The following is a 25,252-nucleotide window of genomic DNA, read 5'->3' as shown; positions in this document are numbered from 1 at the left end:
ACTTACCTTTCGACCTCATGAGGATCTCGCAGCGCCTTGGCGACACGAACCGTGCAGGCGGCCATAAAGGCCACGAAGCCGATCGCCTCGCCCAGGAGGAACATGCGAAATGCCTCTCCGAACAACACAAACACAACCAAGGTAAAGACGAGCAGGGCGATCGCCGAGACCGCCAGACTCACCATACCCTTGAGCATGTCCGCATTCTGCTTATCGTCAAGAACCGGCTTGAGCGTAAAGACAAAGGGAAGAAAGGCGACCGCGCCCGCGATGGCGCCTGCAACGATAGCGAGCAGATCGGCTATCTGAAACATTGGCGTCCTCACTTTCCTTTTTTAACGCCTCACAGAACAGTTCCCGCCAAACATTGGTGACTATTGTACGAGCCAATCGCTAAAGTACAACCGAAAAAGCATCGGTTAATACGCACCTGTTCGTTTTCTTAAGACCTTCTTTATGCCGCAGGTACGGTAATACGTTTTTCTCGAACCCTGCAGGGCAAAACGTCCATTAACTAAAGGTGCGCACAGGCGTCTTCTACTTGCCCGCGCGCACCATTTCTTCCTATTTGCAGCCGCGGCCGTCTTAGCCCAGCGACTAGAGCGTGCCGTAGATGCGATCGCCGGCGTCGCCCAGGCCGGGAACGATGTAGGCAGCCTCGTTGAGATGGTCATCGATAGCGCAGGTATAGATATGCACATCTGGGTCCTTCTCGGTCAGCGACTTGAGGCCCTCGGGGGCAGCGACGATGCACAGCATGCGGATGTCCTTGACACCGCGCTCGCGCAGGTAGCTGATGGCCATCTCGGCCGAACCGCCCGTGGCGAGCATGGGGTCGACGACCAGGCAGATGCGCTGGTCGATATCCTTGGGCATCTTGCAGTAATACTCATGCGGCTCATGGGTAACCTCGTCGCGTTCCATACCGATGTGGCCTACGCGAGCGGAGGGCACCAGGTCGAGAATGCCGTCGACCATGCCAAGGCCCGCACGCAGGATGGGCACGATGGCGAGTTTCTTGCCGGCGAGCTGTTTGAACGTGGCGGTAGTGATGGGGGTCTCGACCTCGACGTCTTCCATAGGCAGGTCGCGCATGGCCTCGTAGCCGCCAAAAAGCGCGAGTTCGCGCACGAGCTGGCGGAACTGGTTGGTGCCGGTGTTTTTGTCGCGCAGGATCGACAGCTTGTGCTGGACGAGCGGATGATCGACAAGCGTCACACGGGACGCATCGTAGGTGACGGTCATGGGTTGATTGCCCCTTTCGTTGCGGCCGGAAGATGGCCTTGCTGACAAGGCGCATGGCGATGTTGTTGCCGCGCGCCGTGCATTAGTTTAGCGGTTTGTTGTATCGAGCAGCCCATCGCGGCCCTACTGTGCGGTACTGAGCGAGCGCCTGACTGCATCACGCCAGCCCGCAAGGTTTTGCTCGCGGCGCTCGGCGGACATGTGGGGAAGGAAGGTCCTAACGATCTGGGCATTTTGCTCCAGCTCTTCCAGGTCTTCCCAATAGCCGACGGCAAGACCCGCCAAGTACGCGGCACCGATTGCCGTGGTCTCCACCGTCTCGCATTGCAGCACGGGGATATCCAGCAGGTCGGCCTGGAATTGCATGATGAACTCGTTGCGCGAGGCACCGCCATCGACAGACAGGCGCTCGATCGAAAGCCCCACGTCCTGCTCCATGGCGCGCAGCACGTCGTAGCTCTGATATGCCATGGATTCGCAGGCGGCACGTACGATAGTCGCACGGCTCGAGGCGCCGGTCAGGCCGCACACGATACCGCGGGCATGCGGGTCCCACCAGGGAGCGCCCAAACCCGCAAAGGCGGGAACGAAGTAGCAGCCCTCGTTGTCGCTAATCGAAGCGGCGAGTTGTGCCGACTCGCTCACGCTCGAGATGATGCCCATGTTGTTGCGAAGCCAGTTCATGGTGGAGCCGGCAGCAAAGATGGAGCCCTCGAGTGCATAGCTGATCTTGCCGTCCGCGGCGATACCGATGGTGGAGACCAGACCATTCTTGGATTCGACAATCTCGTCGCCGGTGTTCATGAGCATAAAGCAGCCCGTGCCATAGGTGTTTTTGGTCTGGCCGGGACGGAAACAGCAGTGGCCGTACAGCGACGCCTGCTGGTCACCCGCCACGCCCATGATGGGTGGCATGTTGGTCATGATGTCGCTCGCGACGCGGCCGTAGTCGCCCGAGCTCCAGCGAACCTCGGGCATCATGGAACGTGGAACGTCAAAAAGTGCCAGCAGGTCGTCGTCCCAATCGAGCGTATGGATATTAAAGAGTGCCGTGCGGCTGGCATTGGTGTAGTCGGTGGCAAAGACCTGGCCGCCGGTGAGGTTGTAGATGAGCCAGGTGTCGATGGTACCGAACATGAGGTCGCCCGCCGCCGCGCTCTCGCGTGCGCCGTCGACGTTGTCGAGAATCCACTGCACCTTGGAGGCCGAGAAATACGGGTCGAGCGTGAGTCCCGTGCGGGAGCGCACCAGCTCCTCGTAACCCTGTTCAACCAACGCGTCGATTGCCGGCGCGGTACGGCGGCACTGCCATACGATGGCGTTATAGATCGGCTGACCGCTCACGCGGTCCCAGACCACCGTGGTCTCGCGCTGGTTGGAGATGCCGATGGCGGCAATGCGGTCGGAGTGGATGCCGCTCTTAAACTGGACTTCCATCATGACGGCGATCTGGCTGGCAAGGACCGCCATGGGGTCTTGCTCTACCCAACCGGGACGCGGGAAGCTGGTTTTGACGCTACGACGTGCCTGCGCGACGATGCAGCCGTACTCGTCGACGATGGTCGCAAGTACCGAGGTGGTGCCGCAGTCGAGCGCCATGATGTAGGAACCGCCAAAGTTAAACGAGGCATCTTCCATGCCCAGGCTGCCCAGATTCAACGACATCGCTTACACCTTTCTATTGCATCGGGTCGGACAGGACCCGTTCGATCTCTGATGCGGGAAGTGCGCCTTGGCGCAGGATCTGGAGCCCGCCGTGCTGGAACGACACGATGGTCGAGGCGTCGCGACACGGGGTCTCGCCGGCGTCGACGGCAACATCGACCCCCTCCAGGATGCGACCCTCGACGGCGGCAAAACTTGCCGGCGAGGGCGCGCCGTGTGTGTTGGCGCTCGTGCAGGCAAGGGGACTGCCGCAGGCGCGGATGAGCGCTTGGACCACGGGAGAGGCCGACGCGCGCAGGGCCACGGTGTCGTCGGCAGCACGCATAAAGGTCGGCACGCAGGGAGCCGCCTTGACCACGATAGTCAGGGCTCCCGGCCAGCATCGTCGCGCAAGTACGCGGGCATCTTCCGGGATATCCACGCCATAGCGGTCGAGTGCCTCGACGCCATCGACCAGCCAAGCGACGGTTTGCGTGAGCTCACGTTGCTTGAGAGTGAAGATACGGCGGTAGCCGGTACCGAGCGCAGGGACCGCGGCGCCGTTAACGGTGGCATGCGGATCGCGCGGCCACAACAAGGATTCGCTTGTATCTTGGGGAACGGCATCGGAGAAGGCGTTGACTGCCACGGCGACACCGTAGACGGTCTCGGTCGGGATCAAGACCAGGCCACCGCGGCCGAGCACCTCGGCCGTGCGCTCGACGGCAAGCCGATGCGGCTCGCGCGCTCCCTCGTATACCCGATAGACCGTCTGCATGTGTATGCCAGCCCCTTACGCTCTGGTGCAAGTTTGTTTACTGAGGGGCATTCTCGCACGAAACATTCAACCTATTTGCCCAGAGCGCATGTTGGTTTGGTGAGCGGCTCTAGTAGTCGGTGAAAGTGAGGGGGTTATTGGACTGCGACGAACTTCTTTGGCCTGCCGGCGTGGCGTTTTTGGGCGGCGTAGCGCTCGATGCTGTCTATCGTTATCATCCGACGGCCGTCGACGAGTTCAACATCGAGCTTTCCGGCTTTGACCAGCGCGGTAATCCGCGGAGCGGAGACTTTGAGGTCCAGCGCTGCGTCTTTAAATGTTCGGCACGCCGCTTCCCGAGCGTCCTCGTGGTCGATTTCGACTGAAAGGGCCACGACCTCGGCCGAGTGTTCGTACCCTGCCGGAGTCAAACCGTTGTTGAGGTCGTCGGCCAAAAACGCCATCAGCGCCTCGGTGGCATGGGCAATCGCTTCTTCGCGTGTATCGCCATCGGCAAAGGCGCCGGGAATCTGCGGGAAGCTGGCGCAGTAACCGTCGTCTTCTTTTATGAGAACGCAGTCATAGGTAAATCGCTGCCTCATTTTGCCTCCAACTACCATCCAGTTTGGCGACGAATACTTGCCCACGTGCCCTTCTTTGGTCGATCACCACCAGAGCCGTTCACGGTGACAACACGGTCACCAGAAACATACTTAGCATGACTACCGACTTGCGCGACCTTCACGAATCCATCGTGCTTGAGTAGGGCAATGATTTCCCGAAAGGTAGGAGGTTGCATGGGCCGACCTCTTTCAGCCGTCCTAATTATAAACTATTTTATAATTTTTGCTAACCAGTTAATAAATATTACTGGCGCTGTTTGGGCTCGGTGACGATGGCTCGAACGATGCGGGGACGATCGGTGAGATCGTGAACGATACGCACGTCCGAAAGGCCTGCCTGGCGGCAGAGCTCGGCGGCGGCGTCGAGGGCACCCTCGTAGAGCTCGCAGGCAAACAGGCCGCCGGCGCGCAGCATGTAAGGCGCCGCATTGAGCAGGCGGCGGAAGATATCGAGGCCGTCGGCGCCGCCCTCAAGCGCCAGGTCGGGCTCGAAGTCCTTGACCTCGTGCGGCAGTGAGCGCATGACGTCGGTCGGAATGTAGGGCGGATTGGAGACAAGCACGTCGAAGGTGCCCCACTCGTCGTGGGGAATGGAACTCACCAGGTTGGTGAGGCTAAAGGCAACCTCATCTGCCGTGAGGCCGAGGGCGTCGCGGTTTTTGGTGGCCAGATCGATGGCGCGCGGCTCGATATCGGTGGCGGTGCAGGTAACGTGGCCGCGACGCTCCCAGGCAAGGGAGAGCGAGATGCAGCCCGTGCCGCAGCCGACCTCGAGAACGCGGGCAGTGCGGGGCTCGGCTGGAGCAGGCGCAGCGGCATCCTGAGCTGAAGCCGTCTCCTGGCCGGCACCCTCGATGGCGATGCCGTATTCGTCGAGCTCGGACTCGGCGGCTTCCGCGGCTTCGGCTTCTGCTGCCTGCGCGGCGGCTTCCTCGGCCTCGCGGTCGGCCAGCTCCTCGGCATAGGCACGGCTGCCGAGCACGTCGCTACCCAGCGCAGCCTCATCGGCGGCCGTCAGGTTGGCGGCACGGCGCTCGGCGGTCGCGCGTTCGTCTGCCAGCGCGGCCTCAGCCTTGCGAGCCTGCTCGACCTCATCGTTCCAAGGCAGCTCAACACGCTGACGGGCAGCAGCCTCGGGGCTCAGCACCTCGGCATCCAGATAATTGAGGACTTCCTCGACGAGCATCTCGGTCTCGGGACGCGGAATGAGCACGCCGGGGGCGCACGTGACGTCGATCATGCGAAACTGCGTGCTGCCGGTGATGTACTGCAGCGGTTCACCTTTAGCGCGACGAACAACGGCCGCGTGCATGGTCTCGAGCTGAGCCGCGTTAAGCGTCTCGTCCATGCGCATATATAAGTCGATGCGTGCCAAACCCGTGGCAGCGCAGAGCAGCCACTCGGCAGAAAGACGGGGGTGCTCCTCGCCGCGCTCGGCCAGGTACTCCTTGGTCCACTCGAGACAACGCTTGATGGTCCAAATCTCGTTTGCCATGGGGCCCTCCCCTCTTAAGCGCCGGATGGCGCGCGAATGTCGGAGCAGATTGTACGCGAGGCCAGCGCTTGGCAAGGGGCGATTGAAGGCGATTATCGAGAATCAGCCCAGAATTTTGCTTGGAACCTGCCTGAAATGTTCATTCGCCGACGTCTAGATTTGCATTCGTCAAGCTTTTGGCAAGGTTGACCCAAAACTGACCAATATCTAACCAAGAACTTGCCAAATCACTTGACGTGCGACGCATCAAAAAATGCACTGCGACTTCTCGGACGATTTTTTGAGCATTATTATCGATAGCAGATAAACGCCGTTGATTGCTTTAAGCAGTTAAATTGCTTAATTTCTAACAAAGCAGATTAAATAAACTCGAATAGCAATTTACTCAACCTAGTCATTTAAGAACGTCCCCAATGACTACCCAAGAGAACGCCGCAGGTAGAGGACGGACAGCGAGCGACGTCCAGAGCGAACAAGTTGGCATGAAAAAGGCGAGGCATAGACCTTCTGGTCATGCCTCGCCTTTTGAATGACAAATTGTCGCTCTGGGCGGCGCGCAGCGTCGAGCCGTTACGCGGTTTGGTAAAACCGCGTAACCTAAACTGCTTGTGCCAGCTTCTCGGCTCGCTCGGCGGCGGCAAGTGCCTCGATGACGGTGCCGAGCTGATCGCCCAGAAGGACGCCGTTGTAGGTGGAGTTGAAGCCGATACGGTGATCGGTCACGCGGTCCTGGGGCTGGTTGTAAGTACGGATCTTCTCGGAACGGTTGCCGTGGCCAATCTGGCTCTGGCGCTCGGCACCGAGCTCGGCCTGCTGCTTCTCGAGTTCCATCTCGTACAGACGGGCGCGCAGCATCTGCATGCAGACCTCGCGGTTCTGGATCTGGGAACGCTGCTCCTGCGACTGCACCACGGTGTTGGTGGGCAGGTGGGTGATGCGCACGGCGGAGTAGGTGGTGTTAACGCACTGACCGCCAGGGCCGGAGGCGCAGTAGGTGTCGATGCGCAGGTCGGACTGGTTGATCTGGACGTCGATCTCCTCGGCCTCGGGAAGTACGGCGACGGTAGCCGTGGAGGTCTGAATGCGGCCCTGGGACTCAGTCTTGGGAACGCGCTGGACGCGGTGCACGCCGGACTCGAACTTCATGACGGAGTAGACGCGGTCGCCCTCGACCTTGAACTCGATGGACTTAAAGCCACCGGCCTCGCTGGGGCTGGAATCGAGCACGGTAGTCTTCCAGCCGCGCGACTCGCAAAAGCGCTGGTACATCTTGTACAGATCGCCGGCGAAGATGGCCGCCTCGTCGCCACCGGCGGCGGAGCGGATCTCGACGATGGTGTTCTTGTCGTCGTTGGGGTCGCTCGGGATGAGCATGTACTTGATGTCTTCCTCGAGCTGGGGAAGCTTGGCCTCGTTTTCGGAGATGTCCATCTGGAGCATCTCCTTCTCATCGGCATCGGTGGTATCGTGCAGCATTTCCTTGGCAGCCTCGATGTCATCGAGCGCGCCGATGTACTCGCGCGAGGCGGCAATGAGGTCGGACTGGTGCGCGTACTCCTTGTTGAGACGCGTGAACTCCTTGATATCGGAGGCGACGGCCGGGTCGGAAAGCTTCTTCTCGAGCTCCTCGTAGGCCTTGATGATCTTTTCGAGCTTGTCGCGCATGACGGACTCCTTTATATGCGTGAAGGCGAAAATCGGCAGAATTGATGGGGCGCGGGGCGCCGCTGCGGGGGTAAGTCCAGCTAGAGCATGTCGATCTTCAGATACATGCGCATCCCTTCGCGTATGGGGTACATAGTTGCGGTCTAACCCATATATGATAGCGTGCGCAGGCAAACCTGCATATAACCCGCACGGAATCCGACAAAGGGACAGTCCCTTTGTCGGATTCTAAAGCGTATGGATCAGGGCGACGAGGAAGCGGACACCCTGGAGGTAGGCGCGGCGGGTAATGCGCTCGTTGGTGCCGTGGACGCCGCGATCGCACTCGTCATCGTCGACCACAAAGGCCGAGAAGCGAATGCACTCGGAGCAAATGCGCTGGTAGTTGGCAGCGTCGGTCGCGCCGATCACGGTCGAGGGGACAATCGCCAACGGCTCGGATGATCCGTTTTCCTCCGTCCCCTTTGGATCACGGAAATAGCGGGCGGCGATGGAGCGAACCGCCTCGAGTCCCGGTCCGCCGATGCGCGGAGACGGCGAGGGTTCGGAGCTGCCGGGGCCGAGCTCGACCTCGACACGGTCGGCGAGCCCCGCCTCGGCAACGGCGACGCGGCAGCGGGCCACGACATCGGCCACGCTCGTGCCCTCGAGCATACGGAAATTGATATTGGCCCACATATCCTGCGGCATTACGTTGGCGCCGGTGCTGCCACCCTCGACCTGCGTGGGCGCGCAGGTGGTGGTCACGAGCGGATAGAGCTTCTTGCTGGCGAGGCAATCGCGGACAATGGCGCCCCCGTTGGCGGCAATTTCATCGGCCGTGTAAAGCCCCAGCTCGACGAGCTGTGCGGCAAGCAGGTCCGTGACGCGCGTCGGCCACTCGATATCGCAGATTGCGGTGATGGCACGGCTAAGCACCTCGAGCGACGTGCCGCCGTAGGGGTTGGAAGAATGTCCACCCGCGCTCTTTGTCTTGAGCACAATGTCGGCATAGCCCTTCTCCGCGAGGTCGGCGTGCATGAGCCAACCCTCGCCCGCGCTGTACTCGGCATCCGAAACGATGCGGTAGTCGCCCTCGTCGATCAGGAACTCGAGCTCAACACCGCGCTCCTCGAGCGCGCGGCCGATGGCGCCTGCGCCGCACTGCGTCGTCTCCTCGTCCTGGCCAAAGGCCAGGAGCAGCGTCCGCTCGTGCTGCCAACCGTGCGCCAGCGCATACTCGACAGCCTCGAGAATGCCTGCGACCTGGTCCTTCATGTCGATCGCTCCACGGCCCCAGATGTAGGTGTCGTCCACGTGCCCGCTAAAGGGGTCGTGCGTCCAGTCGGCCTCGGTACCCGGCACCACGGGAACCACGTCCATGTGGCCCATGAGCATAATGGGCTTGAGGTCAGGGTCGGAACCGCTAAGCGTCACCAATAGCGAATGGTCGATAAGGTCGACCTCGCCCGCCGCGAACACGCGCGGCCACGCCTGCTGCATATAGGCGCGCAGGTCGTCGAACGGCTGCCAGTCCACCGCCTCGGCATCCATGCTCGAAATGGTCGGAAACGACAGCACGCGGCTCAGGCGCTCGCATGCGCCGGCCTTGTCCAAATCGGCAAAATCATCCTCATGCGCAAAGAAGCGCCAAACCTCGGCCATAACGTCCTTTCGATCGTGATGACGAGGGCCGCCCCACCGGAGCGGCCCTGCCACATAAGCGTTTGCGGTCGGTTATTTGTCCTCGAGATAACGCGAGAGAAACTCGCGGGTGCGCTGGTGCTTGGGGTTGCCGAAGAGCTCGGCCGGAGCGGCGTCCTCGAGCACCACGCCCTTGTCCATAAAGACCACGCGGTCGGACACCGTGCGGGCAAAGGCCATCTCGTGCGTGACGACGACCATGGTCATGCCGTCGGCAGCGAGCTTGCGCATGACCTCGAGCACCTCTCCCACGATCTCGGGGTCGAGTGCGGAGGTCGGCTCGTCGAACAGCATAATCTGCGGGTTCATGCACAGGGCGCGGGCGATGGCCACGCGCTGCTTTTGGCCGCCGGACAGGCGACCCACGGCGGCGTGCGCGAACTTTTCGAGTCCCACGCTCGTCAGATGCTCCATCGCAATTTTTTCAGCCTCGACCTTGCCCATCTTTTTGAGCGTGACGGGCGCGAGCGTACAGTTGTCGAGCACGTCCATGTTGTTGAACAGGTTAAAGCCCTGGAACACCATGCCGATGTCCTCACGCAGCTTGTTAATGTTGCAGCGCTCGGCCGTGAGGTCCTGGCCATGGAACCAGATATGGCCCGCGTCCGGGGTCTCGAGCAGATTGAGGCAGCGCAGAAAGGTCGATTTACCCGAACCCGAAGCGCCGATAATGGTGACGACCTCGCCAGGATTGACGGACAAGTCGATACCCTTGAGTACCTCGAGCGAGCCGAAGCTCTTGCGCAGGCCCTCGACGCGGATGAGCGACTCTTTAGTTTGTGCGGCGGCCACAGCGCCGGTGGTAGTGGTATCTGCCATGATGATTCTCCTCGTCTTGAGCCTAGTTGGAGCTGGGCAGCGTGACCGGAGCCTCGGCGCCGAGCTTTTTGCCAAAGGCCTCGAGCAGGCGGCTCGCCACGAGCGTCAAGATCAGGTAGACCACGAGTGCCACGCAGTAGACCTCCATCTGGCGGTAGTACACGCCGGCGACGGTGGTGGTAGCGTACATGAGGTCAAACACGCCGATGACCGAGAGCACCGACGAATCCTTGATGTTGATGATGAGCTCGTTGGTGAGCGCCGGAATCGCGTTTTTAATGCCCTGGGGGAACACGACCTTGCGCATAGCCTGCCACTGCGAAAGACCCAGCGAGCGCGCCGCCTCGGCCTGACCGGGATCGATGGACTCGATGCCGCCGCGCAGGACCTCCATCATGTAGGCGGTGGAGTTGAGCGAGATGGTGACGAGGCCGGCGGTGAAGGTACTCCAGATCTGGTTGGCCTGGGCGGTCTCGAAGCCCATGCCGCGCAAAACGGTGAAGCCCGCGTAATAGATGAGTAGGCCCTGGACCATCATGGGCGTACCGCGCACGATGGTGGAATAGATGGTCGCAAAGCCGCGGCCGATACTCTTAAAGAAGCGCACCAGGTCGTTGTCCACGCGGTCGAAGGTCTGAATACGCAGGAACACAAAGAGCAGCGCCAGGAAGAATGCGATGACGGTGCCGAAGGTGGCAAGCGCGATGGTGATCTCGATGCCGCGGATGAAGAAGTCGCCGCTCTTGTAGGTCATGTAGACCAGGCTCGACAAAAAGTCGCTGGGGTTGGAATCCGAGACAATGCTCACCTGCACCAGGTCGATAAACGACATGACGCAGCGGTCGACAAAGAAGATCGCCGCAATAGCAACGACAACATAACTGCCCAGGCGCGCGCCGCGACGGAAGCGCTCGGAAGCAAACGGCGACTTTTCGCGATAGTCGTTCCAGTGCATAAGCTTGGTGACCAGCGCCGCCGCCGACACGACGAGCCACGCCCACAGGATCGCCCAAAGGCAATCTTGGAACACGCCCGTGGGGGCCAAGAAGCTCAGCGGCGTGGGGTTGCGCTGGCTAAACGCCAGGCCGAGCGCCGCGATAACGCTCGTGCCCAGGTATACATAACGGTGGTCGGCCCTGATAAAGGAGGCCAGGCGATTAATGGTTTTCATGCTGCCTCCCTATGCCGGCTGACGGTCGAGGCACGCGTCCCACATTTGGTCGCGCTCCTCTTGGCTAATGCCCTTGAGTGTCTTGTCGATGAGCTTAAGCAGCTTGTCCGAGCCCTTGCGGCAGCCGACGTTTGCCGTGACCTCCTGCTTAAAGCCCTCGCCCTCGGCAAATTGAATCGGCACGATACCCGGGTTTTGGGCCATATAGCCCTTCTCGTTCTCAGTGTTGTAGGTCACGGCGTCGCACGTGCCCTGCAGCAGATTCGAAAACACCGTGGGGACCGAGTCGACCGGGTTTTTGTGGACAACGCCCGGGATCTCGTCGATGACGGTATCGAGCATGGTGTCCTTTTGGCCGAGGACCGTTGCGCCGCTAAAGTCGCTGAGCTTGGTCGCATTCTGATAGGGCGAGCCCTCTTTTACGAACAGGCCAAAGTAACCGATAAAGTACGGGTCGGAAAAGCCGACGGACTCCTCGCGCTCGGGCGTGGCGCTCATGCCGGCGATGATGAGGTCGATCTGGCCGTTGTTGAGCGAATCGATAAGGCCCGAGAAGCTCTGCTTGACGGCAACGGGCTCGCCGCCGAGGGCCTTGCAGACGATCTTGGCGATCTGCACGTCGTAACCGTCGGCATAGGCGCCCTGCACGTTGTCGATGGGGATGGTGTACTCGCTGGCCTCGGAGACCTGCCAGTTGTACGGGGCGTAGGCCGCCTCCATGCCAATGCGGATCTTATCCTTGCCGATAACGGAATCGGACAGGTCGTCGCGACCGCCACCCGTCGTGGGCTGAACTACTTCCAGCGTGGAGGGGCGCTGGCAACCGGCAAGTGCGCCGGCGACGACAGAAGCGCTCGCAGCGAGAGCACTACCCAAAAAGATGCGACGGCTGCATACCGGCTGTGGATGCGCGTCGCGTTGATGGGGAGAATGCATAATCTGCCTTCCCTGTTGAATCGTATGCTGACGACTTAACAGGATATACGCCCGCAACCAGCAGCGCGGCATGTGCGCGAAAAATTAATAGACACGCGGTAGTCATTGGGAACGTCGATGTTTTGGCAATGCCAGCGAGCGCCGCCCAAAGCGAACAAGTTGGCATGAAAAAGGCACGGCATAGACCTTCTGGTCATGCCGTGCCTTTTGAATGACAAATTATCGCTCTGGACGGCGCGCAGCATCGACCGGCCCGCCGTTCATTAGAACGGCGGAACCTCTAGAGCAGGGTGACGCTAAAGCTACGTTTATCGGTAGCGCCGGGAGCCAAGGTGATGGTGTTGACCTTGTGCTCAAAGACGTCGTCCTCGGTGTCCATGGTGGTGTGACCGGTCCAGGGCTCGAGCGCCACAAACGGAGCGTCGTTGGCGGCAGACCACACGCCGATGTACTTAAAGCCCTCAAAGTCGATCTTGACGCCATGGCCCGACTTGCGGCCGCGCAGTGTGAGCGTGGAGCCCGGGGTATCGGTGAACATGATGGCATCGTTATCGAAGCTGCGGTGCGTGATGGGCAGCACGTCCGAGTTATCGGGAGCCTTGTAGCTACCCTCGAACGTCATAAGACCGTCGGGCGTGATGATGGGAGCCTCATTGGTCCAAGCCTCGGTAAACGCCAGCTCGTAATCCTCGAATGCCTCGTCCTCGGCGCCGGGAGCCGGTACGTTAAACGCGGGGTGGCCGCCCACCGAGAACGGCAGGTCCACGTCGCCGGTGTTGGTGACGGCAAAGGTCTGCGTGAGGGTGGCGTCGCCGGTCAAGGCATAGGTCATGTTGAGCTTAAAGTGGAACGGGAACGCCTTGAGCGACTCGGGCGTATCGGTGATCTCGTACGTTACCGAGGAGCCGTCCTCCGAAACCTCGACCAGCTTGTGCTCGACGATGCGCGCGAGGCCGTGGCGCGGCATCTCGCAGGTGCCAGCCGCAGACGTCGCCGTGTTGTTGCGCAGCGAGCCCACAATGGGGAACAGGATGGGCGCATGCTTGCCCCAAAAGGCGGGGTCGCCCTGCCACAGATACTCGTTGCCGTTGAGGGCAAGGCTCGTGAGCTGGGCGCCCATGGAATCGATGGCCGCGGTGAGGCTGCCGCGCTTGATGGTAGTGACGGTAGACATGCTACTTCCTCCAAAAGTAAACAATAGTGTCGAGGGCTATTGTCCCACTCTTGGCGGCGGGGTTGAGCGACAGGCGCAGTTATTGAGCAATAGCGTAAAGGTCAAACCCGCCCTGCGGAGTGCTATCGACCGTATCGGGCGCCTGCGAGTTAAAGCTCACGGGAACCATGCGCTTTGAGGCGCGGAAGCGCGTGCCGTCGGTGGCGACGGGCGGTTCGTCGACGGTGAGCTCGTAGTCGCCGGGCTTGAGCTCGATGCCGTCACCAGCGGAATTGACGTATTGATACTCGTCAATCGTCTGCCCTTTGAGCGTACGCCCCACGATGTGGATGAGCATTTGGCTGTCGCCACGCGCGGTGTCCCACATCGCGCCGTCCTTGACCTCGACCGACACATGTACCGAGCGCGTGCGGCTGAGCGATTGCTCGACAGACATCTCGACCTTGGCGGCGTCTTGACGCTGCTGCTCGACATGGCTCCAAACGCTACCGATTGCCGAGCAGGCGATAACGCCGGCCATGAAGGCGATGAGGATGGGGCCGAGCGGAGAACGGCGGCCCGCGTCTTCCTCACGAGCCAGGTCGGGGCGATGTGTGGGCGCAGGCGCCTGGGCGCCTTGCGCGGGCACGTCGAGAATGCTGAAGGATGCCGTGCTGTCGGGGTCGATGGTGTGACGCGGCTGCGGGATCTTTGCCGGCGAGATGGACATGTCCGCCGGCTCACCGAGTGTGGCCGTGGCATCGGCCTTAGCCTCATCGACCTCGGCTTGGGCCCAAGCCTGCTCAAAGGTCAGGGGCTCGGCGGCATCGGAGGCGGCATCAGGCTCGACAGCGGCATCGTTGCCGGTCTCGTCCTCGTCGCTCGACACGTCACGCGACGCGGGCTCGTCCCACTCCTCGTCCGGAGCCTCGCCCTCGCTATACCACCATTCAAAGTTATCGATATCCATACGGGGCGCCCCTTAGGCCTCGCAAATAAACACTTGTTAGCCTTATACCCGCAGATGGCGCTGGAGCTCGCACGGAATGCGATAAAGGGACTGCTCCTTTGTCGCATCGAAGTTGCGGTGGAATAGTTCCTGTTTGCACGCCCACTCGAGCTATTTAGGGACTATTTCACCGCAAGTTATTTGAGGGCGACGGGGATTTGGATACAGCAGAAGTCCTCTTGGTGAGACTCGTCGTAGCTCGTGGTGTCCAGGTAGCAAAAATCGAAAGCATTGCCGATGGGCTGGAGCGCGTGCCTGTCCATGCAGGCCACGATGGCGCGGATACCCTCGGGCTCGTACGGCATGCCCCAGCGACTCATGCACAGGTACCTGCCCTCGGGCAGCACCTCGACGCCAATCTCCGCCAGCTCGGCAGGATCGCTCGGCAGTATTTCCTCGGCACCACGCGGCAACACGGCAAAGGAACCGGCACCGGCGATGGGGTCGTCGGAATGCAGCGCCTCGCAACGCAGCATGGCGCCCCAACCGCGCATGGGGCGTGTGCCCGTGAGCGCACGCATGCGCAGAATCGCCCGCATGAGCGTGGGGTGCAGCATCGAGCGGCCACGCTCGATATCGCTCGGGAACTCCTCAAAGACCACGTAGCGGCGCTCGAATTGCTTGAGCTCCGGTTTGCCCTCGCGCTCGCGCCAATAGACCGCCTCGTCGTAAAAACTCAGCCGCTCCTGCACGCTCGCGCGCTCGGCTTTGAGCCCGGCAATCTGCTCGTCGAGCGCCTGCACCCGCGAGCGCAGGTGATCGGTCATCTCTCCAATGTCGAACGTCGAGGTCAGGCGATCGATCTCATCGAGTTCCAGTCCCAAGTCGCGCAGCATGCAGATCAGACGCATGAGCGGGATCTGCGTGGGCGAATAGAAACGGTAGCCTTTTTCGTTAACCACGGCGGGTTTAAACAGACCGATCTTGTCGTAGTAGATGAGCGTTTGGCGCGAAACGTTAAACAAGCTCGCCATCTCGCTAATCGCATACATACCCGTCTGCATAGGTCCTCCCGACACACCCTTTGACACGAAAAGCCCGCCGCCCACAGGGGCAGCGGGCTCAAACACTACTCGTATCCTACCCTAAAGATGCCTATGACCAGCGCTTATAGTTGGCGCACGACACGCCGACGGCCTCGAGTGCCTTGGCGGCGATGTGATGCACCGCCTCATCGAGCGTGGCGGGGCCGTTGTAAAACGTGAGCATGGGCGGCATGAGCATGACACCCGGCACGCGCGCCAGGCGTGCCATGTTGTCGACATGGATCGCACTGAAGGGCGTCTCGCGCACCATAAGCACCAGGCGGCGCTGCTCTTTCATCTGCACATCGGTCGCACGCAGCAACAGGTTTTCGCTGTAGCCGCTCGCGATGCCGGCGAGCGTCTTCATGGAGCAGGGAGCCACGATCATGCCGTCGACCGGATAGGTGCCGCTTGCGATGGCAGCGCCAATGTTCTTGTTGTCGTAGACCACATCGGCATAGCACGCAAACTCGTCGAGCGTCATGCCGAGCTCCTGCTCGATGGTGATCTCTCCCCCGCGCGTGACGACAAGCGCCGACTCAGCGCCGGCCTGGCGCAGGCATTTGAGGCATTCAAGGCCCAGTGCCGCACCGCTGGCGCCAGACACGCCAACGACAATGCGACGGGGACGAACAGAAGACTCAGGCATGACAACTCCTTAACTACTTGGTAGGGCTACTTACTAGAAGGCGAGCTCGGCGGCCCACTTGTCCTTGTCGATCTCCATGAACTGCGAGCGGATGAAGTTCTTCTTGAGGTTAAACGGAACCGTGCAGTCGAAGATGGCCTTGCAGGCGATACCGTGCTCGCGGATCGAAGGATCGAACGCGGGGTCGTTGGACGGATCGAGCACGTGGCAGTGGCAACCGGGGATGGTGATGAGGTCCACGTCGGCCTGGAAGCGCGTGGTCATGGCCCACATCACGTCGCTCATATCGAAGATGTCGACATCCTCGTCGACAAGGATGACGTGCTTGAGCTCGGAGAACGCCGAGAAGGCGAGCATGGCGGCGTTGCGCTGACGGCCCTCGTCATTTTTGCTCGACTTCTTGAACTGCATGATGGCAACGAACTTGCCGCCACCGCAGGGAGCGGCGTGAACGTTGAGCAGGCGGCCCGGGATAGCGGTCTCGACCATCTTGTAGATGGAGGCCTCGGTGGGGATACCGGCCATGGACACGTGCTCGTGCGAAGGGCCGATGCAGCTCTCCATAATGGGGTTGACGCGCGTGGTGACGGCGGTGATCTTGATCACCGGGCAGACCTTGGCGCCACCGGTGTAGCCGGGGAACTCGGGCATGGCGTAGCCGTGGCCGTTGACATCCTCGTTGATGGTCTCGTCGTGCATGAGGTAGCCCTCGAGCACGTACTCGGCATTGGCAATGCACTTCTGCGGAACGGTGACGCAGTCGGCAAGCTCGACGGCGCGGCCGCGCAGGGCGCCGGCGATCTGCAGCTCGTTGAAGCCGAGCGGCGTGGTGGGAGCCTCGAAGCCGCAGCACATGTACACGGCGGGGTCCAGGCCGATGGAGATGGAGATGGGCATATCCTCGCCGCGCTGGCAGTACTCGTCAAAGAACGCACCCAGGTGACGGCTGCCCGGGGTGATCCACATGGCGAGCTTGTCCTTGTCGACGCAGGAGAAGCGGTGGATGGTTACGTCGGACTGGGTGCCATCGGGGCTCGTGCCATAGGCGAGGCCCATGGTGATGTAGGGGCCGCCGTCAACGGGCGTGTTGGTGGGAGCGGGAACGATCTTGCGCAGGTCAAAGCCCTCGTCGGTCGCCTTGTACACGACCTCCTGGCAGTCGACGTGCTTGCCCTCGGCGATCTGCTCGGGGGCGATCAGGTTCTCGAAGCGCTTGCCGATCTCGAGGCCCAGGTGCTCCTCGTCCAGGTCGAGCAGGGCGGCAACGCGCTTGCGGCTGGCAAGCATACCGATGCAGACCTTGGCGTCGTCAAAGCCCTTGACGTTGTTGAAGACCATCGCCGGACCCTCTTTGGTCGGGCGCATGACGGTGCCGCCAGCACCGACGTGACGGTAGACGCCCGAGACCTCGGCATCGGGATCGACCTGGGTGTCGGTCTCGAGCAGCTGGCCCGGCATCTCACGCAAAAAGTCGAGCGCGGAACGCAGGTCGTGGATCTGGGAAGCATCGGTAGTGGACATGGCGTACTCCTTTCGGGAGAGTGTCCGGCGACGGGGTGCCGCCGGACGGGGTAACGTAATGGGGCCGCGGCGCTCACAAATGGAGCGCTCGACCACTCGAAGTTCAAGCGCTTGGCTGCTTACAGCCGGGGCGCTCGACCGCTTACATCAGGTCAAAGAGGTGGAACCAGGCGGCCTCGACCAGCACGACGACAAAGACGACCGCGGTGAGGGGGATGCCCATGCGCATAGCCTCTTTGGAGGTGTAGCCGCCGGCGTCCTTGCCTTCGCCGATAAGGATCGGCAGGTTATGGAACGGCAGGATGTAGTGGATGTTGATGGACGTGAAGACGATGAGCGCCACGGCGAGTGGGCTCACGCTGGAGCCGGCGGCAAAGCTGATAAATGCCGGCACGCACACGCCGAGCACGGCCATGACCGAGCCCATGAACATGTGGATGATCATGGAAAGCGCGGCGACGAGCAGGGCGAACAGGAAGATGTTCTCAGGCACGGAGCTGGGGAGCACGACGTCGGCGATCCAGGCGTTCATGCCGGTGGCACCGCCCACGGAGCCCACGGCCATGGCGGCCGTCAGGAACATGAGGGACTTGATGTCGACAGCGTTCCAGCTGGCGGGAGTGAGGACTTCGCCGATGATGGGCATGGCGAGAGCAACGCCAATGGCCAGGGTGACCCAGCCGATATAGTCGCCCGAGACGGTGAGCCACAGCGCGATGGCGATGACAAGCCACACGATGGTGCGGATCTCCTTGACGGAGAGCTTGCCGAGCGCGGCCTGCTTGGCCACGATCTGCTCGCGATCGTAGACGAGCTCCTTGCTGGGCTTAAAGAGGAAAAGGCCCAGGAACAGGGTGCACAGCAGCGCAACCAGCATAGGCACGCTCATGTACAGGAACCAGTCGACGAAGGACGGGCTCATGCCGCCGGCCTCGGCACTGTACTGCGCAACGAGCGGGTTAAGCGTGGAGTCGCCCGTCAGGAAGAACATGGAACCCGGGGCGGCAGCGGCAAACACGAGGAAGCCGAGCTTGCCCTTGTCGTCGTCACCGTAGCCGGCGGACTCGGCGATGACCGAGACGACGGCGAGGATGAGGAAGGCGCGGGGGAACGGATGCGGGATCAGCAGCGACAGCACAAAGGTGAGCGCGAAGATCGAGATGATGAGCGACTTGGCGTCGCGCACGAACTTGAGCATGAACGCGTAGGCGATGCGCTCGCCCAGGCCCGACTCCTTGACCGCGCTGGCGATGAGGTAGGCGCCGATGACGAGCCACATGGTGGCCTTGGTCCACGAGCTAAACGTGGAGGCGACCGTCGCCGAGATGCTCGCGGCGCCCGTGTCGTCCACGCACACCTTGAACAGGACGAGCAGTGCGCAGTAGAGCAGGCCCACAAAGCCCGGCTGTGCCACGCCGCATGCCCAGAACACCACCGTGGCGAGCGTCAGTGCCAGACAGGTCTGACCGCCGACCGTGAGCTCGACCGTCGAGCTCAGCTCCGCCAAAGGAAGAAACTTCACCAGCAAAAAGACAACGATACCCAGCACAAAGCCAATTTCGCGCTTGGTGATCTTAAACGCCTTCTTTTCCGCTTCCATCTCCCCACCTTTCTTGTTGGGGGCGCTCCGAATTCGCAGCCATGTTGCCGCTTAAAAAGGGGCGCCCGTTATCGGACACCCCTTACGTTGCGCTGTGTTGCGGCAATACAGTCAAGCGGATTTTTTGGATGAGAAGCGATTCCCTAGACAAAAACCGTCACAACATTCGACGCTTTTCCTCGTTTTCGAGATTTTCGCCGAATGTTGTGACGGTTTGGATGTGGCAAAGGGACTGTCTTTTTTACATAGCGAGGGCCGTGCGGATGAATGGGTCGCCGAGGGCCTCGCGGAGCCAGGGGGCCAGCTGCTCGGGGTGACCCTGCAGGTAGCCTTTGAGCTCGGACGGAGCCACGCGACGCACTTCCGAGATCTCCTCTTGGTTGATATGCAGCTCGCCCGGCTCAACATGGGCAAGGTAGACCTCGCACCATTCGCACTCGCAGCGACCGTCGCCGTGGTCCTCGCGGTACACCACGTGTCCGAGGTGCTTGAGCTGATCGGGCTCGCGCGTAATGCCGAGCTCTTCGTTGATGCGGCGCGCCGTGGCGGCCGCGACGTCTTCCCCGGGGAGCGGATGGCCGGCGCAGCTATCGGCCAGCACCCCGCCCCACAGGCGCTTGAGCGGACTGCGGCGACAGAGCAGCAGGCGCGCGTCTTCGCCCCGGCCCTCGACCAAAAGCGTCAGAAATGCCTGATGCAGGATGCCCTCACCAGCATGGGCCTCGATGCGGTCGACGGGGCCAAGCGCCTCGCCGGTCGCAGCATCGACCGCCACGACCTCGGCGCCCGCACCGCCCTCATCCCAGCCGGCGCGCAGAATGCGGGCTGCGGCTTCCTCGAGCGCGGCGATGAGCTCCTTGGTGGTGTCGAGCACGCGCTGCAGGTCGTCACCGCTCGCTTGTTCAACATGAAAACCCGTGCTTGCAACTACCGGCACGCCAAAGCGCGTGGCCAGCGCCGCCGCGATATCGTGCGCCGGGATCTCGTCTCGATGGCACGGAACGGCCAGGATGCTCACCGTTGCCGTACGGCCGGGCTCGGGGCGCGGAATGGCCTGCGCCGTGGCGCCCAGGTGCGCAAACTCCGGCGAGCAGGCGTACACCGCCATGCCTCGCGGCGTCACCGTCAGCTGGGCCTCGAGCGCAAACTTGCCCTCGCCCACTGCAACCTTTGTCGTGTGCATACCCATGGGATCTCCTGCCGCCCGCGATGTACCTGAGACCATCTTCGCCTGTATTGCGACTATACAGGCAAGCCCTCCATGTGACAAAGGGACTGCCCCTTTGTCACATTCTGTTAGAGTTGCAGGGATTGAATCCCGCTTATTCATGCGACATTGGAGTGACAACCTTGACCGCCGCAACCACGCCTAAAAGTAAGCCAACCGCCGCCGCGCTCTCCCCCGCGCGCACCAAGCTCTGCCTGGCGCTGCTCGTGCTGTTGGGATTCTCGCTCGGCTGCTCCGAGTTCGTGGTCATCGGCATCGAAAGCGACTTGGCAACGGAACTCGGCATATCACTTGCCACTGCGGGCCAGCTCATCAGCGTGTTTGCGCTCGTCTACGCTATCGCCACGCCGGTGCTTGCGCTCAGCACGGGGCGTTTTCGCCGCTACCAGCTGCTCGTGTGCTATAGCGTCGTCTTTGTGCTCGGCAACCTGGTCATGGCGTTGGCTCCCAACTTCCAGGTGCTGTTTATCTCACGCATTGTCCTGGGCTCTGTCTCGGGTGCGCTGCTCGCCGTGGGCGTGACGTACATCCCTGAGCTGCTATCCCCGCAGCAAACCTCACTTGCCATCTCGGTCGTGTACGGCGCGTTTTCCGTGGCGATGGTCTTTGTGACCTCGATTGGCAAGTTTGTGGCCGACACACTCGATTGGCACGTGGCCATGTACGGCACGCTGACCTTTGCCGTTTTGATCTGTAGCGCGCTCGTGGCGTTTATGCCTCGCGCCGGGCAGACCGATGAGCCCGCCACCTTCCGCGAGCAGGCGGGGCTACTACGCGAGCCGAGTATCATCACCGGCATGCTCATCTTCTTGTTTGGCGTGGGCTCGGTCTACGTATTCTACGGCTACGTGACGCCTTATCTGGAGCAGATGCTGGGCATGGATACCGTTCAGGCGAGCACCACACTTATGGCCTATGGCGTGTTCTGCCTGATCTCGAACATCCTGGGCGGATGGATCGATGCGCGTTTTGGCATGAAGGCGCTGCTGGTTACGTTTGTGCTGCAGGCGGCGGCACTGCTCGGGCTGTTTGCCGTGGGCGCCGCCATGCCGCTCGCGCTGGTCTTTGTCTTTAGCCTGGCGATGCTCATGTACCTGTTCTCGGTCTCATGCATCACGCACTTTATGGACGTGGCACGCAGCCGCCATCCCAAGTCGATGGTACTCGCAAGTTCGGTTGAGCCCATGGCGTTTAACGTCGGCATCTCGTTTGGCACCGCAGTGGGCGGCGCCGTGGTAAGCAGCATTGGCATTGCGTACGTGGGTGCAGTGGGCGCCGCGTTCTCGCTTGTGGCCTGGGCGCTCACGCTGGTGACGATTAAGTTGGCTCGCTGGGAGCGCCGTCGTCAATCTGCACAGCCCCGGATGCAGGCATAGGGGCGAACATAGCCCAAGGTGGCGAGCAACCGGTGAAAACCGTCCCATACGAGTAGTGTTTATCCGCCTGCAAGCTCCAGCAGTGCAATTTCGTGTACTTCAGATACACACTTTTCTACTATTTCGTGTATTCCAAGTACATGAAATCGTACTAAACTATGTATCTGAAGTACACGAAATTGGAAAGGCGGCCCCATGCGCAGATCAATCGAATCCGTTATCGAATCATGGGCGACAAAGGACGCGTCGCGCCCCCTCCTCATCCGTGGTGCGCGACGCGTAGGCAAAACGTACGTTGCCGAGGAAATCGGCAGACGAATCGCCGGCGATGCGTTTGTCAAACTCGACTTTCAGACCGATCTTGAGCTGATCGCTCCGCTGTTCGACTGTCCCACCGACGACGTTAACGCCATCGTGGCGCGAATCTCAGACTATAAACGCACCCCCATTCGCAAAGAAACCGCCTTCATCCTGTTTGACGAGGTGCAGCTCTGCGAACGGGCGCTCAACTCGCTTCGCTTTTTTTCGGGTTCGGGCTGGCGCATATGCGCGACCGGCAGTCAGCTCGGCGTCGCCACGCGCAAGCGCAAGTTGCCTTTTCCCAGCGGCGTTCGTCAAGAGACCATGCATCCTATGTCGTTCGAGGAGTTTCTCTGGGCGCTCGACGAGGAGCAGATGTCCAATGCCATTCGTACCCACGCCGGCACGCTCGAGACCTACGCCGCGCACCAAGCCGCGCTCAGCCTGTTTCATCGATACCAGATCGTGGGCGGCATGCCCGCCGCCGTCAACGCATATCGCAAGACGTTATCCATCGAGGATGCGCGCGTCGAGCAGCGCGAAATCGACGAGACCTATACCGCCGATATGACCGACCCCGAAAACGGGATCAGCGGCGTGGCGGCGCGCAAGGTCTGGCGCTCCATTCCGTCCCAGCTGCTGAGATCGTCCACAAAAAAATTCAAGTACTCCGAGGTCGAACGCGGAGGCCGTCGCGCCAAGCTTATCGAGCCGCTCGACTGGCTCGAAGGCGCCGGCATCATATCGGTCAACAACCTGACCGAAGGCATCGAGCCTCCCCTCGTTCCCTTCGACGACGAAGATGGAAGTTTCTTTAAGGTCTATCTTCTCGATACCGGCCTCATGTTCTACAAACTCGGCATCAACCCGCGGCTCTGGCTCGACCTCAAAGAGGATTCCGCCATAGCGCTATCTTCCGACTTCCGAGGCGCCCTGGCGGAAAACTCGGTCATGCAAGCATTTTCGGGCAATAGCTTGCAGACGTATTACTGGGTGCCGCCGTCGTCTTGGAAGACGACCGGCGAGCTCGATTTTTTACTTCAGACCGACCGTATGGAAATTGTGCCCGTCGAAGTAAAGTCCGCACGTAACGTGCGCGCGAGAACCCTCGGGTCGTTTATGGACAAAGCCCGATCGCCATATGCCTACATTTTGTCCGAGAACAATTTTTCCCGCAGCGAAACCGATGACGGGCGCGAGCTGCGCCACCTCCCCTTGTACGCAGCGGGCTTTATTGGAGCAAACTGCCTCAAGAGCAGTCTGTAAGCCCTGCGCGACCGCCTAGAAAGGAAGCCGCTCATGCAACGCATTCTTTTTATCTGCTATGGAAATATCTGTCGCTCGACGATGGCTGAGTCCGTGTTTACCGAGCTGGTGCGGCGCGCCGGGCGCGCGGGCGAGTTTGTCATTGACTCCGCTGCGACCTCAACTGAGGAGATCGGCAACCCGCCGCATCATGGCACGGTCGCCAAGCTGCGCGAAGTCGGGATTCCCGTCGTTGCGCACCGTGCCCGCCAGGTGCGTCGCGCGGAGTATGGCGACTGGGATCACATTGTCTATATGGATGCTGAGAACGCGCGGGGCCTGCGTCGCATCTTTGGCGACGCAGGCCCCGACGGAAAGATTACGCGCTTGCTCGATTGGACCGAGTGTCCCGGCGACGTGGCCGACCCCTGGTACACCGGCAATTTCGATGCCACCTACCGCGATGTGCTCGCCGGTTGCACCGCTATGCTCGAGCAGCTGTAGGTTCGTGGGCGCACGAACCGCGCCCACGGCATAAATCGAGCGTAGATTTTCTCCCACTTTGAGCGTTCAAGTGCGCTCTATACGGGAGAAAATCAACGCTCATGAATGTGACAAAGGGACTGCCCCTTTGTCACATCCGGGACTGGCCCTAGACCGGCTTGACCTCCAGCTTTATCCCCTCGGCACAGGAGTCGCCCAAAACATCCGAAAGGGCCCAGGTCGCATATAGCGGCAAATAGAGAACCGCTCCGTTGCGCTCAACGTTGCCTCTCGAGAAAACAATCCCGAGCCTTACGCCATATTCAACCGTATCAAGCACATGACCGAGCGCAGCGTGCGCGTGGTAATAGGAGCCCGATTTAACCTCGATCGGAACAGCCGTCCCATCCGGTCCGTCGACCACAAAGTCCACTTCACCGCGCTTTTTTGTCTGATAGTAGTAAAGCTGGCGATTTTGGGCAGCCAGCTGCTGGGCCACCACGTTTTCGTAAATGCCGCCCAGATTGGGCTCCTTGCTATCAAGATACGCCGCTTGGGCGACTCCAACGGGGTAGCGCGCCATCAACATGCCCGTATCCGATTGGTATAGCTTGAACTGCGATGGCCGTGCCGTCTTGAGCAGGGGCGACTTTGGCTCGGTTACGATATCGGCTTTGAGAGCAACGCCGGCATCGACAAGCCAGACAAAATCTCGCTGGTACTTCTCATAATGCGCCTTGGGGTCAATGGAATTGAGCACGAAACGCTTGTGTTCGCCCTCGAGCATAATAGGGAGCTGATCGTAGATGCTCTGCACCTGCAGGGCTCGCCCGCTTGCATACTTGGAGATATCCCGCCGGTACTGTTCGTTGAGCTCTGACTGTAGCTGACGAACAGAGGCAAGGTCGCCCTGCGTGTCAAGGAAACGCTGCACGACCTCCGGCATTCCGCCGACAACGGTATAGGTCCTGAAGTTTGCCATCATCGCGTCATGAATGTAATCAGGAATGGGCCTCTCGCTGATACACGCGTCACGTATCGTTTGGCGAGCCCCCTCGCTCACCCCGGTTGCCCAGCAAAACTCCTCAAAATCGAGCGGGAACATCCTAAGCTCGTGGACATACCCCACGGGATAGGACCTGACGCCCTTGAACTGGGTCCCGAGCATTGACCCCGAAAACGCCCAGCGGCACCTCCCGTCCTCAACAAGGAACTTTGCCATCGTCATGATGTCGGGGGCCTCTTGGACCTCATCGATAAACACGAGCGTTTTGCCTGGTGCAATCGACTTTCCCGAAAGAAGCGTCACCCTGCTGATGAAATCATCGGCATCCCGCGCCTCGAGAAGAGCATCTTTTGCCTGGCGATTTTCCATGAGGTTAAGCTCGATGTAGGTTGCATGGCTGGCTTTGCCAAATGCGCGAATCGAATAGCTTTTGCCGATCTGGCGAGAACCCGTGATGAATAAGGCCTTTTGCTCGGCAGACTTCAGCCAACGCTCCAGCTCTGCCGCTATTTTCCTGCGCAGCATAGGCTCTCCCCTCAGTGTCATCAAATGAAATGCAAAGTTTTATGCGCTTAATTATCGATGAAATGTAGGATTTTTAGAACCTAAAATCGGATGA

General features: G+C 60.8%; 23 protein-coding genes. 3 read left to right on the top strand and 20 right to left on the bottom strand.

Annotated elements, in window-relative coordinates; all coding sequences use genetic code 11:
• Positions 1–2: 2 nt before the first annotated feature.
• From I2F59_RS02630 to I2F59_RS02540, 19 genes are all read right to left on the bottom strand, one after another.
• A complete protein-coding gene (locus tag I2F59_RS02630; protein ID WP_055286330.1) occupies positions 3–314 on the bottom strand; it encodes a hypothetical protein in 312 nt (103 codons plus the stop codon).
• Positions 315–597: 283 nt separating this feature from the next.
• Complete coding sequence (gene upp, locus I2F59_RS02625) at positions 598–1,245, bottom strand: uracil phosphoribosyltransferase (protein ID WP_195503149.1); 648 nt, start codon at positions 1,243–1,245, stop codon at positions 598–600.
• Positions 1,246–1,368: 123 nt separating this feature from the next.
• Positions 1,369–2,910: a glycerol kinase GlpK gene (gene glpK / locus I2F59_RS02620; RefSeq protein WP_055286328.1), complete on the bottom strand. Its 1,542-nt coding sequence runs from the start codon at positions 2,908–2,910 to the stop codon at positions 1,369–1,371.
• 13 nt (positions 2,911–2,923) lie between these two features.
• Positions 2,924–3,667, bottom strand: coding sequence for an L-threonylcarbamoyladenylate synthase (locus I2F59_RS02615; RefSeq protein WP_195503148.1), 744 nt, complete (start codon positions 3,665–3,667; stop codon positions 2,924–2,926).
• Positions 3,668–3,801: 134 nt separating this feature from the next.
• Positions 3,802–4,293, bottom strand: coding sequence for a type II toxin-antitoxin system HicB family antitoxin (locus I2F59_RS02610; RefSeq protein WP_195503147.1), 492 nt, complete (start codon positions 4,291–4,293; stop codon positions 3,802–3,804).
• Positions 4,260–4,445 (bottom strand): type II toxin-antitoxin system HicA family toxin, encoded by a 186-nt coding sequence (locus I2F59_RS10060; protein WP_082421878.1) that lies wholly within the window; start codon positions 4,443–4,445, stop codon positions 4,260–4,262. Before I2F59_RS10060 ends, I2F59_RS02610 begins: the two co-directional genes overlap by 34 nt.
• Before the next feature lie 68 nt (positions 4,446–4,513).
• A complete protein-coding gene (locus tag I2F59_RS02600; protein WP_055286325.1) occupies positions 4,514–5,764 on the bottom strand; it encodes a N5-glutamine methyltransferase family protein in 1,251 nt (416 codons plus the stop codon).
• 597 nt (positions 5,765–6,361) lie between these two features.
• Positions 6,362–7,429: a peptide chain release factor 1 gene (prfA, locus tag I2F59_RS02595; RefSeq protein WP_055252487.1), complete on the bottom strand. Its 1,068-nt coding sequence runs from the start codon at positions 7,427–7,429 to the stop codon at positions 6,362–6,364.
• A gap of 228 nt (positions 7,430–7,657) precedes the next feature.
• Complete coding sequence (locus I2F59_RS02590; RefSeq protein ID WP_195503146.1) at positions 7,658–9,073, bottom strand: M20/M25/M40 family metallo-hydrolase; 1,416 nt, start codon at positions 9,071–9,073, stop codon at positions 7,658–7,660.
• Between the two features lie 72 nt (positions 9,074–9,145).
• Positions 9,146–9,931, bottom strand: a complete 786-nt coding sequence (locus tag I2F59_RS02585) for an amino acid ABC transporter ATP-binding protein (protein WP_138375234.1) — start codon at positions 9,929–9,931, stop codon at positions 9,146–9,148.
• A gap of 22 nt (positions 9,932–9,953) precedes the next feature.
• Entirely contained in the window at positions 9,954–11,102 is a 1,149-nt protein-coding gene (locus tag I2F59_RS02580) for an amino acid ABC transporter permease (protein ID WP_195503145.1), read from the bottom strand.
• 9 nt (positions 11,103–11,111) lie between these two features.
• The gene (locus tag I2F59_RS02575; RefSeq protein WP_117821443.1) at positions 11,112–12,038 is read right to left on the bottom strand and encodes a transporter substrate-binding domain-containing protein; all 927 of its coding nucleotides are present in this window, start codon (positions 12,036–12,038) and stop codon (positions 11,112–11,114) included.
• A gap of 280 nt (positions 12,039–12,318) precedes the next feature.
• Positions 12,319–13,212: an aldose 1-epimerase family protein gene (locus tag I2F59_RS02570; RefSeq protein WP_195503144.1), complete on the bottom strand. Its 894-nt coding sequence runs from the start codon at positions 13,210–13,212 to the stop codon at positions 12,319–12,321.
• Positions 13,213–13,291: 79 nt separating this feature from the next.
• On the bottom strand, positions 13,292–14,161 hold the full coding sequence (locus tag I2F59_RS02565) for a hypothetical protein (protein ID WP_195503143.1): 870 nt from the start codon (positions 14,159–14,161) through the stop codon (positions 13,292–13,294).
• Positions 14,162–14,337: 176 nt separating this feature from the next.
• Positions 14,338–15,204, bottom strand: a complete 867-nt coding sequence (locus tag I2F59_RS02560) for a MerR family transcriptional regulator (protein WP_195503142.1) — start codon at positions 15,202–15,204, stop codon at positions 14,338–14,340.
• 91 nt (positions 15,205–15,295) lie between these two features.
• Positions 15,296–15,874, bottom strand: coding sequence for a UbiX family flavin prenyltransferase (locus tag I2F59_RS02555; RefSeq protein ID WP_195503141.1), 579 nt, complete (start codon positions 15,872–15,874; stop codon positions 15,296–15,298).
• A 33-nt stretch (positions 15,875–15,907) separates the two neighbouring features.
• Positions 15,908–17,395, bottom strand: a complete 1,488-nt coding sequence (locus I2F59_RS02550) for a UbiD family decarboxylase (protein WP_195445310.1) — start codon at positions 17,393–17,395, stop codon at positions 15,908–15,910.
• A gap of 142 nt (positions 17,396–17,537) precedes the next feature.
• Entirely contained in the window at positions 17,538–18,995 is a 1,458-nt protein-coding gene (locus I2F59_RS02545; RefSeq protein ID WP_229065294.1) for an SLC13 family permease, read from the bottom strand.
• Positions 18,996–19,236: 241 nt separating this feature from the next.
• Positions 19,237–20,184 carry an isopentenyl-diphosphate Delta-isomerase gene (locus I2F59_RS02540; protein ID WP_055286308.1) on the bottom strand — a complete coding sequence of 316 codons (948 nt, stop codon included), beginning with the start codon at positions 20,182–20,184 and terminating at the stop codon, positions 19,237–19,239.
• Positions 20,185–20,336: 152 nt separating this feature from the next.
• Between I2F59_RS02540 and I2F59_RS02535 the strand changes: the two genes are divergently transcribed.
• The 3 genes from I2F59_RS02535 to I2F59_RS02525 all read left to right on the top strand — a co-directional run bounded on the left by I2F59_RS02535 (position 20,337) and on the right by I2F59_RS02525 (position 23,648).
• Complete coding sequence (locus I2F59_RS02535) at positions 20,337–21,599, top strand: MFS transporter (protein WP_253276050.1); 1,263 nt, start codon at positions 20,337–20,339, stop codon at positions 21,597–21,599.
• Between the two features lie 195 nt (positions 21,600–21,794).
• Positions 21,795–23,165, top strand: coding sequence for an ATP-binding protein (locus I2F59_RS02530; protein WP_195503140.1), 1,371 nt, complete (start codon positions 21,795–21,797; stop codon positions 23,163–23,165).
• Positions 23,166–23,198: 33 nt separating this feature from the next.
• A complete protein-coding gene (locus I2F59_RS02525; RefSeq protein WP_055286304.1) occupies positions 23,199–23,648 on the top strand; it encodes a low molecular weight protein-tyrosine-phosphatase in 450 nt (149 codons plus the stop codon).
• Between the two features lie 148 nt (positions 23,649–23,796).
• Here I2F59_RS02525 and I2F59_RS02520 read toward each other — a convergent pair whose 3' ends face one another.
• Positions 23,797–25,158: an ATP-binding protein gene (locus tag I2F59_RS02520; RefSeq protein WP_195503139.1), complete on the bottom strand. Its 1,362-nt coding sequence runs from the start codon at positions 25,156–25,158 to the stop codon at positions 23,797–23,799.
• Positions 25,159–25,252 lie beyond the last annotated feature (94 nt).

Origin of the sequence: Collinsella aerofaciens (assembly GCF_015556945.1) — a bacterium.
Lineage (GTDB): Bacteria > Actinomycetota > Coriobacteriia > Coriobacteriales > Coriobacteriaceae > Collinsella > Collinsella aerofaciens_AO.
Note: the sequence above shows the minus strand (reverse complement) of the source record. Positions and strands in the feature narration are given on the sequence as shown.

Coding starts and splice junctions, on each gene's coding strand:
- I2F59_RS02580 (WP_195503145.1), bottom strand. CDS start 11,102: ATGAAAACCATTAATCGCCTGGCCTCCTTTATCAGGGCCGACCACCGT.
- I2F59_RS02530 (WP_195503140.1), top strand. CDS start 21,795: ATGCGCAGATCAATCGAATCCGTTATCGAATCATGGGCGACAAAGGAC.
- I2F59_RS02600 (WP_055286325.1), bottom strand. CDS start 5,764: ATGGCAAACGAGATTTGGACCATCAAGCGTTGTCTCGAGTGGACCAAG.
- upp (WP_195503149.1), bottom strand. CDS start 1,245: ATGACCGTCACCTACGATGCGTCCCGTGTGACGCTTGTCGATCATCCG.
- I2F59_RS02560 (WP_195503142.1), bottom strand. CDS start 15,204: ATGCAGACGGGTATGTATGCGATTAGCGAGATGGCGAGCTTGTTTAAC.
- I2F59_RS02545 (WP_229065294.1), bottom strand. CDS start 18,995: ATGGAAGCGGAAAAGAAGGCGTTTAAGATCACCAAGCGCGAAATTGGC.
- I2F59_RS02555 (WP_195503141.1), bottom strand. CDS start 15,874: ATGCCTGAGTCTTCTGTTCGTCCCCGTCGCATTGTCGTTGGCGTGTCT.
- I2F59_RS02615 (WP_195503148.1), bottom strand. CDS start 3,667: ATGCAGACGGTCTATCGGGTATACGAGGGAGCGCGCGAGCCGCATCGG.
- I2F59_RS02575 (WP_117821443.1), bottom strand. CDS start 12,038: ATGCATTCTCCCCATCAACGCGACGCGCATCCACAGCCGGTATGCAGC.
- I2F59_RS02565 (WP_195503143.1), bottom strand. CDS start 14,161: ATGGATATCGATAACTTTGAATGGTGGTATAGCGAGGGCGAGGCTCCG.
- glpK (WP_055286328.1), bottom strand. CDS start 2,910: ATGTCGTTGAATCTGGGCAGCCTGGGCATGGAAGATGCCTCGTTTAAC.
- I2F59_RS02520 (WP_195503139.1), bottom strand. CDS start 25,158: ATGCTGCGCAGGAAAATAGCGGCAGAGCTGGAGCGTTGGCTGAAGTCT.
- I2F59_RS02630 (WP_055286330.1), bottom strand. CDS start 314: ATGTTTCAGATAGCCGATCTGCTCGCTATCGTTGCAGGCGCCATCGCG.
- I2F59_RS10060 (WP_082421878.1), bottom strand. CDS start 4,445: ATGCAACCTCCTACCTTTCGGGAAATCATTGCCCTACTCAAGCACGAT.
- I2F59_RS02590 (WP_195503146.1), bottom strand. CDS start 9,073: ATGGCCGAGGTTTGGCGCTTCTTTGCGCATGAGGATGATTTTGCCGAT.
- I2F59_RS02540 (WP_055286308.1), bottom strand. CDS start 20,184: ATGGGTATGCACACGACAAAGGTTGCAGTGGGCGAGGGCAAGTTTGCG.
- I2F59_RS02525 (WP_055286304.1), top strand. CDS start 23,199: ATGCAACGCATTCTTTTTATCTGCTATGGAAATATCTGTCGCTCGACG.
- prfA (WP_055252487.1), bottom strand. CDS start 7,429: ATGCGCGACAAGCTCGAAAAGATCATCAAGGCCTACGAGGAGCTCGAG.
- I2F59_RS02585 (WP_138375234.1), bottom strand. CDS start 9,931: ATGGCAGATACCACTACCACCGGCGCTGTGGCCGCCGCACAAACTAAA.
- I2F59_RS02570 (WP_195503144.1), bottom strand. CDS start 13,212: ATGTCTACCGTCACTACCATCAAGCGCGGCAGCCTCACCGCGGCCATC.
- I2F59_RS02550 (WP_195445310.1), bottom strand. CDS start 17,395: ATGTCCACTACCGATGCTTCCCAGATCCACGACCTGCGTTCCGCGCTC.